The organism is Thermostichus sp. MS-CIW-34 (genome assembly GCF_054060435.1).
The window spans coordinates 103885-114479 of the sequence record NZ_JBSSDE010000005.1 but is presented as its reverse complement, the minus strand read 5'-3'; the positions used below and the strand labels follow the sequence as shown (position 1 = coordinate 114479).

The 10595-nt window shown below is 60.7% G+C and carries 11 protein-coding genes, 1 tRNA gene and 1 riboswitch; of the genes, 7 read left to right on the top strand and 5 right to left on the bottom strand.

What is annotated here, in order from left to right; genetic code table 11:
• Positions 1-116: 116 nt before the first annotated feature.
• Entirely contained in the window at positions 117-560 is a 444-nt protein-coding gene (locus ACVWYY_RS03205) for a DUF29 domain-containing protein (RefSeq protein ID WP_011433679.1), read from the bottom strand.
• Between the two features lie 143 nt (positions 561-703).
• Positions 704-775, bottom strand: a tRNA-Gly gene (locus ACVWYY_RS03200).
• Between the two features lie 233 nt (positions 776-1008).
• Between ACVWYY_RS03200 and ssuE the strand changes: the two genes are divergently transcribed.
• The 6 genes from ssuE to ACVWYY_RS03170 all read left to right on the top strand — a co-directional run bounded on the left by ssuE (position 1009) and on the right by ACVWYY_RS03170 (position 5780).
• Positions 1009-1536 carry an NADPH-dependent FMN reductase gene (gene ssuE / locus ACVWYY_RS03195; RefSeq protein WP_457403623.1) on the top strand — a complete coding sequence of 176 codons (528 nt, stop codon included), beginning with the start codon at positions 1009-1011 and terminating at the stop codon, positions 1534-1536.
• Between the two features lie 232 nt (positions 1537-1768).
• Positions 1769-1850, top strand: a riboswitch (Glutamine riboswitch).
• A gap of 79 nt (positions 1851-1929) precedes the next feature.
• Positions 1930-2103: a DUF4278 domain-containing protein gene (locus ACVWYY_RS03190; RefSeq protein WP_083757650.1), complete on the top strand. Its 174-nt coding sequence runs from the start codon at positions 1930-1932 to the stop codon at positions 2101-2103.
• 289 nt (positions 2104-2392) lie between these two features.
• Entirely contained in the window at positions 2393-2632 is a 240-nt protein-coding gene (gene secG / locus ACVWYY_RS03185) for a preprotein translocase subunit SecG (protein WP_011433676.1), read from the top strand.
• A gap of 12 nt (positions 2633-2644) precedes the next feature.
• Entirely contained in the window at positions 2645-3298 is a 654-nt protein-coding gene (locus ACVWYY_RS03180; RefSeq protein WP_414343667.1) for a YqiA/YcfP family alpha/beta fold hydrolase, read from the top strand.
• 108 nt (positions 3299-3406) lie between these two features.
• On the top strand, positions 3407-4099 hold the full coding sequence (locus ACVWYY_RS03175) for an HAD family hydrolase (protein WP_414350024.1): 693 nt from the start codon (positions 3407-3409) through the stop codon (positions 4097-4099).
• 37 nt (positions 4100-4136) lie between these two features.
• Positions 4137-5780: a gamma-glutamyltransferase family protein gene (locus ACVWYY_RS03170; RefSeq protein WP_457403621.1), complete on the top strand. Its 1644-nt coding sequence runs from the start codon at positions 4137-4139 to the stop codon at positions 5778-5780.
• Between the two features lie 5 nt (positions 5781-5785).
• Here ACVWYY_RS03170 and fabG read toward each other — a convergent pair whose 3' ends face one another.
• On the bottom strand, positions 5786-6547 hold the full coding sequence (fabG, locus tag ACVWYY_RS03165) for a 3-oxoacyl-[acyl-carrier-protein] reductase (protein ID WP_457403619.1): 762 nt from the start codon (positions 6545-6547) through the stop codon (positions 5786-5788).
• A gap of 568 nt (positions 6548-7115) precedes the next feature.
• On the opposite strand from fabG, the gene ACVWYY_RS03160 reads away from it, so the two are divergent.
• A complete protein-coding gene (locus ACVWYY_RS03160; RefSeq protein WP_414331319.1) occupies positions 7116-7610 on the top strand; it encodes a DUF3531 family protein in 495 nt (164 codons plus the stop codon).
• A gap of 12 nt (positions 7611-7622) precedes the next feature.
• On the opposite strand, the gene ACVWYY_RS03155 is transcribed toward ACVWYY_RS03160, so the two are convergent.
• Positions 7623-9386, bottom strand: coding sequence for a sulfatase (locus ACVWYY_RS03155; protein WP_457439577.1), 1764 nt, complete (start codon positions 9384-9386; stop codon positions 7623-7625).
• Between the two features lie 83 nt (positions 9387-9469).
• Complete coding sequence (gene lptC / locus ACVWYY_RS03150) at positions 9470-10444, bottom strand: LPS export ABC transporter periplasmic protein LptC (RefSeq protein WP_457439575.1); 975 nt, start codon at positions 10442-10444, stop codon at positions 9470-9472.
• Positions 10445-10595: the final 151 nt, after the last annotated feature.

Here is a 10595-nt window from a genome sequence, read left to right as displayed (position 1 = left end):
TCTCTCCTTGGGGCGACTGTAAACTCGCCTGAAATTCCGAAACTTAGCTGTCCTCTGGGGCCGCTAGGGATTGGGATAAAGCCCGCACCCTGCGCGTAGCGCGGGTGTCGGGTAGTTTACTGGGGATCTTCCTTGCCAGGATAAAAGTCGGGATCCATCACCTGCTCAAATGTGTAGGGACACTGGGCAGGCAGATCTGCTTCAGACAATGGTGTTTCTCTCACCACCAACAGGATCCCGTCCTGGTGAGCCTCTTGCAGGGCTGCCGAAAGATCGGGCTTGAGGCTGGGACTGTCTCTGAGCAATCGCTGGATCTGGCGGCGTTGTTCGGTAATCGTTGCCCGCCAACTTTTGCCTCGCAGGTGGGGTTGCAATTGCCACTTCAGCAAATGCCCTACCAGGATCCCCAGCCGGTGCAGCAATTCCCGGCGTTCTTGCCTGCCCAAAGCCTCGATTTCCTCCACCAAGTTGGCGATATCCAGTTGATCCCACTGCCCCGATTTCAGCAGTGCGGCTTGCTTTTGCGTCCAGGCATAGAAGTCGTACTCGTAAAGTTGCATGCTTCATTGCCTAACTGGGCACTGGCCAAGGAGATCTTACTGACCCCGAACTACCCCTTTTTACCTTGAGCTCATTGATTTCCCGGACTAGGCCAAGCCCGGGAATGCTTGCGGAAAGCGGGTTTTGCCGGTTGGTTGGGGAAAGCGGGCGATGAGACTCGAACTCACGACATCCAGCTTGGGAAGCTAGCGTTCTACCACTGAACTACGCCCGCGTAAATCAATCTCAAGTTTAGCAAGCTGAAACCCTTGCTGAATCTAACCTATCACGTTCCCGACCCCTTGAGTAGGTGGGGAGTCGGGGGGCATATTTTGCCCGCAATTTGACCAGCAGGGAATGACGTCGAGAGACAAAGCTATCGTGCATGCTGGGGCAGGGCGAGAGTGGGTTAATCATCTTTCACATGGGATCCCTGGTACAACTGAGGCAGTATTCTGTCTGCGGCCTATGTCCAGCATCCTCCTGCTCTCCGGTAGTCCCAGCACTCCTTCTCGCTCAGAAGCCGTTTTACATCACGCTGCCGGGATCCTGTCCGATCTGGGATTGACCACTCAGTTTGTTTCGGTGCGGGATTTGCCCCCAGAGGATCTGGCACTGGCCAAGTTCGATAGCCCTCAACTCAAGGCAATTCAGCAAAAGGTGGCCCAAGCTACCGGGATCGTCATCTTTGCTCCCGTTTACAAAGCCTCCTATCCAGGTGTGTTGAAGGCACTGCTGGATTTGCTGGATCAAGACGCCTTTACCGGTAAAGTGATTCTCCCCATTGCCACCGGGGGAACCCTGGCCCATCTGCTGTCCATCGACTTTGCGATGAAACCTGTGCTGGCGGTGATGGGGGCAACCCACATCCTGAGAGGGGTTTATATCCTGAGTTCTCAAATTCAGTTCGACGCTGCCGGAACACTACAGCTAGAGGCCGACATCGAGGAACGTCTGCGAGCAGGGCTGCAGGCACTTGCGCAGGCGGTGAAATAGAAGAAATCAGAATTTTGCGGAGACTGGCCGAATATGGGATTGGTGCCCTGGGCCCGGAACCGGTTGCGGCAATCTATTCCGAAAAGTGCATAGGTGATTGCCCAGTCAGGCCCGAGAAGCCGCGGAAGAGCCGACGGCAAGGGATCCCTTTTGCGGGTATGGCCGGATTAAATTTCTATAAATCCCCCAAAAAACCTGCAAAACCGTAAGTTATGATACAGACATAGGATAAATCGTTCACCTCTGCAGTTGGCTCACCAGTGGCCTGGAGCTGTGCAGAGACGGAAGTAGGGGTCTTCCCGAAGGAACGCGCCTCAACTGAATCGCGCCACTCTTTCCGTGGCGTAGGGCCCAACGACAACAAACTCAACCCTTCGTTGATGGAGGCGATATATGAAACTCTCTTTCCGTGGCAACACCTTTGACTACGTTCCCGCGCATACTCAGCTCAGCGATGAGGAGTTGCAGGCTCAGTATCGCGGTCAAACCTTCTGTGTGCACCACACCAGCAAGAAAGCGATGCCTCACCCTCATCAGCCCCTGACCTACCGGGGCGTAAGCTACTGAGGTGAATACTGTTTGCCCTTGTAGGTGAGGTGGGGATCCACTGGAGATCTCCATAAGGGCTGGATAAAGACCGGGCGGCCCCGTTTGGGGTCGTTTTTTGAGGCAAAGCAACACCCCCAGAAGGAGCAGCACCCGTTCCACCTGAGAAGCAAGTAGATGGGTCTGGGCCTGCCGAGTTGAGTTTGAACGAGTTGAGTTTGAAATGGGAGCGATGCCGAGACAGGGTGCGCTAAGATGCGGTTCCAAGCGATAATGGCCTTAGCAACTTGCCCTACAGGGATCCGCTGCGATGGAAGCGTTTTTCGAGTTTCTCTGGTCGGCTTCGGCCATCTTGCTGGTGATCTTGGTGCTGCTGCACAGCCCTAAGGGGGATGGGTTGGCGGGCATTGGCGGGCAGGCCCAGCTGTTCTCCAGCTCCAAGAGTGCTGAGCAAAACCTCAACCGCATCACCTGGACGGTAGCGACCCTTTTCCTCTCCATCAGCGTGGTGTTGGGGGCGGGCTGGCTCTCGGCAGCCACAGGGCCATAGGGATCCCTTTCCGTGTTGGCGATTTACCTGCATGGATTCGGCTCTGGGCCGCAGTCGGCCAAGGCAACTTTCTTTCGGCAGCGGCTGCAGCAGGTGGGGATCCCTGTTCAGGTGCCTGATCTGAACCAGGACAATTTTGCCCAGCTCACCCTGACCCGCCAGATCCAGCAGGTTTCCAGCCAGCTTGCCGAGATGAACTACCCCCCTGTCACCCTCATCGGCTCTAGCTTGGGGGGCCTGGTGGCTGCTTGGGTTGCCGAACGACAACCTTGCGTGCAGCGCTTGGTGCTTTTGGCGCCGGCTTTTGGCTTTTTAGGCCATTGGCTGCCGCGGCTGGGGGCAGAGGCGGTGGAGACTTGGCAGCGAACCGGACAGCTCATGGTGTTTCACTACGGAGAAGGCCGCCCTCTCCCTTTGGAGTACGGCTTTGTCGCCGATGCCCAGCGCTACCCGGATGGGGGGTTACGACGGCCTGTGCCCACCCTAATTGTGCACGGGATCCAAGACGACACCATCCCCATTCAAGCCAGTCGAGACTATGTGGCCCGTCGCCCCTGGGCCCAACTGGTGGCGGTGGAGAGCGACCACGCCCTGACCGATGTGTTGGATCCCATTTGGCAGATCACCAGCCGCTTCTGCGGGTGGGGGATGGAGACGGGGCAGTAGGGTTGTTAAGAGGATCCCTGTCCCGTGGTTGCCCATTCGCGAAAGCGTCGCGTAGCGATAATGTCTATGCAATCCAAAGTGCTGTGCCTACAACAGGGGAAGGCTGACGTGACTGCCGGCTTGCTCTTCGATATGGACGGGGTGATTGTGGATTCGGAACCAATCCATGCCCGCGCCGGGGCCATTGCCCTGCAACGCTGCCACCTATCCCTGGATTTGGCCCCCATCTCCCTGCAGTTCAAGGGGCGCACCGACCGCGACATGTTCGAGTACCTTGTCCAACACCAGACGGACACCCCACCTGCAGAACGGCCCCTGCTGGTGCAGCGCTTGATCGAGGAAAAGGCCAAGGCTTTTGGCGAGCTGCTGGCAGAGGTACCCCTGGTGCCGGGGGTGCTGGAGTTTTTGGCGGCCAGCCGCCAGCGCTTTTCTGCCCTGGCCGTCACCACTTCGGCCATCCGCCGGGATCAAGCGCAGATTTTCCAGCGCTTCGACCTGCACCGCTGGTTTGACGCGGTGATTACCGCCGAAGACATTCAGCGGGCCAAGCCCGACCCAGAGCCTTACCTGAAAACGGCTGCCGCTGTGGGGTTGGATCCGGCGTTGTGTTGGGTGATTGAAGATTCTACCCATGGGATCCGCGCCGCTAAGGGGGCTGGCTGTTTTGCGGTGGGCCTCACGACGGCTTTCACCGCCGAGGAACTGCGCCACGCCGGGGCAGATGTGGTGGTGGACAGCTTTGCGGAGTTGGCCGCACTCCTGTTCGCGAGAGCGTCGCGTAGCGATAACCTGCCTGTGTAGGGAGCCCAGCCCATTCGCGAGAGCGTCGCGTAGCGATATGCCAGCACCCACTTTTTTGCGGCAGGCCCTGGATCGCTATCCGTTTGCTTCGCGGCGACGGGTGGTGATGGGCAGACAGGGATCCGTGGCCACCAGCCAACCTTTGGCGGCAATGGCGGGCATGGAGATGTTCTGGGCGGGCGGCAATGCTGTGGATGCAGCCGTGGCAATGGCGGTGGCTTTGACGGTGGTGGAGCCAACCTCCAATGGCATTGGCGGCGATGCCTTTGCTCTGGTGTGGGAGGGGGGGGAGGAGGGTCAGCTGTACGGGTTGAATGCTTCCGGTCGCAGCCCAGCCGCCCTGACGCCGGAGCGGTACCGGGACTATGGGCGGATCCCCCCCTACGATTGGTTAGCGGTGACGGTGCCGGGGGCAGTTTCCGCTTGGCAGACCTTGCACCGGCGCTGGGGAAAGCTGCCGTTCGAGCGTCTGTTTGTGCCTGCCCTTCGTCTGGCGCAAGAGGGATTTCCGGTCTCTCCCCGGGTGGCCCAACTGTGGCAGGCGGCGGAGTCCATCTATTTGCCCCTGCCAGATCCCCGCCACGAGGCCTTCAAGGCCGTTTTCTTTCCCCAAGGGCGTGCCCCACGGGCTGGAGAGCGCTGGAGCAGCCCCCTGCATGCTCAAACCCTAGAAGAGATTGCCCGTAGCGGTGGGGAGAGTTTTTACCGGGGGGAGCTGGCGGAGAAGTTGCTGGCTTTCTCGGAGGCCACGGGCGGCTTCCTGTCCCCCGCTGACTTGGCCCAGCACCGGGCCGATTGGGTGGAACCCATCCATACAGATTACCGCGGCTACACCGTCTGGGAGATCCCCCCCAACGGGCAGGGCATTGCCGCTTTGATGGCGCTCAACCTTTTGGAGGGTTTTGAGCTGGGTCGGATCTCCTACGATGCCGGCGAGCGCTATCACCTGCAGATTGAAGCAATGAAGCTGGCCTTTGCCGATGTGAGCCGACAGGTGGCGGATCCGGAGTATGTGCGGGTCAGTCCTGCCCAGATGCTGGATAAGGCTTATGCACAGCGGCGGCGGCAGTTGATCGGGAGGGAGGCGATCCCCCTGGCCCAGCCAGGGCTGCCGGAGGGGGGAACGGTTTACCTGGCTGCAGCTGATGGTGAGTTGATGGTGTCTTTGATTCAGTCGAATTTCGATGGCTTCGGCAGTGGTCTGCTGGTTCCGGGCACGGGCATTGCTCTCCACAACCGCGGCACGGGTTTCACCCTGGAGCCCGGCCATCCCAACCAGGTGGGCCCCCGCAAGCGCCCCTACCACACGATCATCCCCGCTTTTCTATCCAGAGAAGGGATCCCCCTCGGCCCTTTTGGTGTCATGGGGGGGGCAATGCAGCCCCAAGGCCATGTGCAGGTGGTGGTGAATTTGGTGGATTACGGCCTGAACCCCCAGGCGGCTCTGGATGCGCCCCGCTGGCGAGTGCTGTGGGATCAGGGGATCCCGCAGGTGGCGCTGGAGAGCACGGTGCCGCCCCAGGTGGTGCGCGAACTCTCCGCCCGCGGCCATGCAGTGCAGGTGGTGGAGGCAGAAGAGGATTACGGCCTTTTTGGCCGGGGACAGATCCTCTTGCGGGATGGGGATCACTTCATTGCAGCTTCCGAACCTCGTGCCGATGGCCTAGCCCTGGCGTGGTAGAAGGCTCAACTCATCACCATGCCGCCATCGATGGCGAAAACCTGTCCTGTGATGTAGGCCGCCGCCGGATCTGCCGCCAAAAAACGCACCAGCCCTGCCACTTCTGCCGGGGATCCCAGTCGCCCCAGGGGGATCTGCGCCAAAATCGGGCCAGGATCCAGTTTTTCGGTCATTTGGGTGGTGATGAACCCCGGTGCCACGGCGTTGACGGTGATGTTGCGGCTGGCCAGCTCGCGAGCTGCTGTCTTGGTGAGGCCCACCACCCCTGCTTTGGCGGCGCTGTAGTTGGCCTGGCCGGCATTGCCCACCAAGCCCACCACCGAGGTGATGTTGATGATGCGCCCCTGGCGCTGCTTCACCATGATCTTGGCAGCTGTCTTCAGGCAGAGAAAGACCCCCGTCAGGTTGAGATCCAGCACCGCCTGCCAATCTTCTGGCTTCATGCGCAGCAGCAGGGTGTCGCGGGCCATGCCGGCATTGTTCACCAGCACATCCACCCGACCCCACCGCTCCATCACCTGGGCAAACAGGCTCTCCACCGCCTCTGGGCAAGACACATCGGCGGCCACAGGGATCCCTTCTCCCCCCAGGGCCGCGATCTCCTCCACCAGGGACTCGGCTTCGGCAGCGGAGCGGGCGTAGTTGATCGCCACTTTTGCTCCAATGGCCCCCAGGTGCAGGGCAATCGCCCGGCCAATGCCCCGGCTGGCTCCGGTGACCACAGCCACCCGGTCTTGGAGGGAAGGCAAAGGGAGAAGCTCAGACATAAGCGGCAGGTTCCTCGTGATTCGGACAGCCGCAACAGTATAGGATGCTTTAGAGCCCTCTGGTTGCCACTGGCTTCCCTGCGATCGCTTGCGCTGCGTCCCTCATAACCGCCGTTCGCGCTACTTGGATGGAGTCCTTCGGCATAGGCAGGAGGGATCCCACGGCTCTGTGCAGTCACCCTGCCCGCAAGATGTGTTGACGGACGGATTCCCAGACCAACGGGCGAGCAGAGCCGGACTATGATCAAAGGCTAGGCCGCAGCAGAGCATGCCTCTAACCCCCAAAACCCTGAACTTTGCTGAATTTACTGAGCTTTAGGCGGTTTGGCAAAAGTCATTGAGAGGGATATAGTAGACCAAGTTTCCCCCTGATCCTTGAGTCCACCGCAACGGTTGCCGGGAAGTGAAGGGGGAAAGCGCTCGGGGGGTATTCCTCAGGGCTTTGCGGGATACCGCCTTCCTGTTTGGACTCCGTCCCGCTGACGCGAACAGAGATAGGCAGGATGCGATCGCTTCTTTCCTGAACCATGTTCAGGAGAGTTCAGCGTGAATGTATCAGGAACTGTCCATGCAAGTGGAGTTTCGCGAGTGCGATCCGGGAAATCTGTGGATCTGGTTTGAGTTTGCCGAGCCGCCGGTCGAAGCTGAGCTGGAGTACCTCAACGAGGTGCTGGAGTCGTGGTACGTGTTGGGCAAGCTGGGCGGATTTAACGCCGAGCGTCTGGTGGCCCAAGAGGCCGAGGTGGATCTGAGCTATCTGGAGTATCCCAACGAATCGGAGCCCTTGCCTTCCCTAATGCACAACATGGGATCCCTGGAAGAGAAGGACAACTGGGCCCGCTGCTGGTTTGATCTGGGCACCGCCGATGCGATGGCGCTGGATGTGTTGATCAACGCCCTGCGCACCCTCAGCCTGGAATACATCGGCCTCAGCCGCGTGATTATCGGCGGGCAAAATGAGGATTGGCCAACGGCGGATCCGGAGGAGATGGATGACATGGATGACTACGATCTAAACGGCTATGTGCGGGATCACAGGGAGGAGGAAGGAGGGCTGGAATAGCGGGATCCCTGCCTACTCCAAGTAGCCCAGCTCTTGCATCTGCCGCACCAAGTCGGCATCGCTTTCCACATTCACCTTGCGAGGAGCCGTGCTAGGCCGCCGGGACTCTGCCCAGCTCACCCACGTTCTCAGCCCCTGCTGTAGGCGAGCCAGCCAAGCCTGGGGCCAGCCGGTCTCCACCGCCGACCCGTCGTGACAGCGTTGCGGATCAGCATCAGGGAGAGAGGAGACAGGATCCCCGTTGCCGACCCAGAGCAGATCCCGCAGCTCCGCTGGATCCTGCTCCAAGTTGTAGAGGCTGGGACGATCCCCCGTTTGGATGAGCTTGGTCATCCCCTCATAGAGGGCACGGCGGATGTCGTAACAGGCACGCGCCCGCAGCAGGCTGTCGTTACGGCTTTCCATAGCCCGAATGAGGAGGTGGGGCGGGAAGGCTTCGCTGAGCACTGTTCCCTGCTCGGGATCTTCCCCTGCCAAGGTGCGGGCCAAGCTGAGGCGGGCGACCTCGCGGCGGAGCTTGAGGCTGACACAGGGGGCACCGTTGGGGGAAAGGTTGGGGCTAAAGCCGGCAGCTTCCAGGAGGGTATGGAAGAGGCGGCGGGTGGAAACGGGGGTGGCAATGCGCTTTCCTGCCGGGAAGTGGCCGGGATAGCGCAGGATGAGGGGCACGCGGATCAGCTCTTCGTAGACCACAAAGGCGTGGCCGACGAAGTCGTGTTCTCCCAGGCCTTCGCCGTGATCGGCGACGATGGCCACCAGCGTGTTCTGCTCCAGGCCGGTGTGGCGCAGGGTGTCGAAGACGGATCCCAGTAGGTGATCTTGGTAGGCCACCTCAGCATCGTAGATATCCCGCAGCACCTGCGCTTGCAGTGGAGAAAGGGGCTGCGGCAGGGGCGCCATCCAGCGGTAGGGCTGGGCGTTGTATTGGCGCAAAAAGTCGCGGGCCTCGCGGTTGCTTTTGAAATAGGGGGCGTATTTCTGCACAAAGGGCTCCGGCGGCCAGTAGGGCAGATGGGGCTCCATCAGGTTGACAAAGCAAAAGAAGGGCCGTGCTCCGGGATCCGACCGGCGGCGGGCCATCTGCTGCAGGTAGCGGTTGAGGTCGGCAATCGAGGCGGCGGTGTTGCCTTTGAAGTTGAGCAGGCGGGTCCAGAGGGAGGCAAACCAGGGGTGCAGCGCCAGCTGGAAGAGGGCGTCGGAGCGGGCAAAGGCGTTTTGCACCGGATAGGAGAGCCGCCGCCAAAATTGGGTGTAGGCGGCCAGCCAGCGGTTCAAGGGGGCGGGCAAGGGGGTGCCTTCGGGGGGGCGGGTGGGCAGAGCGCCACCGTAGTTGTAAAAGGTTTCAAAGCCGCGCCGCAAGCCGTTTTTCAGGATCCCCACCAGAGGGTTGTTGCAAAAGCCCACAGTGGTATAGCCGCTCAGCTGCAACAGCTCTGCCAGGGTGGGCAAGGCGGGGCTCAGCTCCAGATCTGCTTGGACGGTCTGGTGGGTGCTGGGGTATTCCCCCGTAAACAGGGAAGCGTGGGAGGGGATGGTCCATTGGGCGGGGGCAATGGCCCGCTCGAAGAGGGTGGATTCGGCGGCCAGCCGATCCAGGTTGGGGCTGGTGGGCACTTGGCGGGCACGCTCCGCTTCTGACCAATAGCAGGAGAGACGATCCGCCCGCTGGGTATCCAGCACGATCAGCAGGATGTTGGGGCGTTCTACGGCAGCAGCGCCGGCCCTTGCGGGGGAATGTCCTGTTTGCGCCACTCGGACGGAGTCCTCAAAGCTCACCACAACTCACCCGATACTTTTCCTTAAAGGTATCCCTATCCTGCCATGCTCTCGGCCAGCTTTCTGCTTCCCCCCAGCCCCCCTTAGGGCAAAGTGAGCTGGGTTTGGCTGTTGCCTTGGATCCGAGCAGTGTTGGCCTGCCAATCCAGGATCCCTTGGTTGCCTCTGACAGTCAAAGCCTGGCCGGGCTGGCGGTAGCGCACGTTGCCCTGGGCCTGCAGCTGGGTGGAGCCGATGCGCCAGCGGATCTCCTGGGCCTGCAGCTCTTGACCGGTTTGCTCGGCTTTGGCTTGCCCGTTGCCCAATATGCGCAACTCGGTTAGAGGCAGGGGAGCCCGCAACTGCTCGCCCCTGAGGCGCAAAGCTTGTAAGGGAGCGTAAACCTCTACAGACCCTACTGCCTGCACTTCCCCGACGCCAAATTGCCACAGAAAACGGCTGGCAGCCAGCTCCAGATCCGGATCCCGGTACTCTGCCCGCACCGGCTGAGTGGGATCCCAGTTCTCCAACTGCATCTGGGCTTGGCCAAAATCAACGAGCAGCCGATCCCCCCACAGGGATCCCTGGCCCTCCAACAGCTCCACTTTCACCTGGCCCTCGGCTTGGAGGCGGCGCTGTTCCGGCAGCCATTCCACCCGTTGGGCCTGCAGACGCAGATTATCCCGCTCTGATTCCACCTCGACTTGACCCGTCAATTCCAGCCGTCGTTCGCCGGGGTACGCGGATCCTCGCTCGGCGCGGGTGCGGATGGCGCGGTTGTCTTCGTCGAAGAATTCCCCCTGAACCGCCTGCAAATGGGCGGATCCCAACTGCACAGGAGCGGCACCATTTTCTGGGGGGGACTCATATTCGGCCAGGCGAGCCTGTAAGCGCCAGAGAATGGCACCATCCGGTCTGGCCTGGGTGAGGGTGATGTCTTCGTAGATTAACTGGGGAGTGGGAATGGGATCCGCAGGTGTGGGATCCCTGTCTGGGGATGGCTCCAGCGCTCCGCAGGCAAGGCTCAACAGGGCCAAAGCTGCCAGGGAGCTGAGGATGGACAAAGACCTGGACTGCATGGATCTTCTTCCTTGTGGGCGCTCTCCCCTACCCTAGCTTTCTTAGGACTCCGTCCCGCTGGCGCGATCAGCCGTATCCTTCCGCTGCGCTGAGCCGGATCCCGCTCTCGGCAAACCCGTGGCATTATCAGGGCAAAGTGTTTTTGGGGGC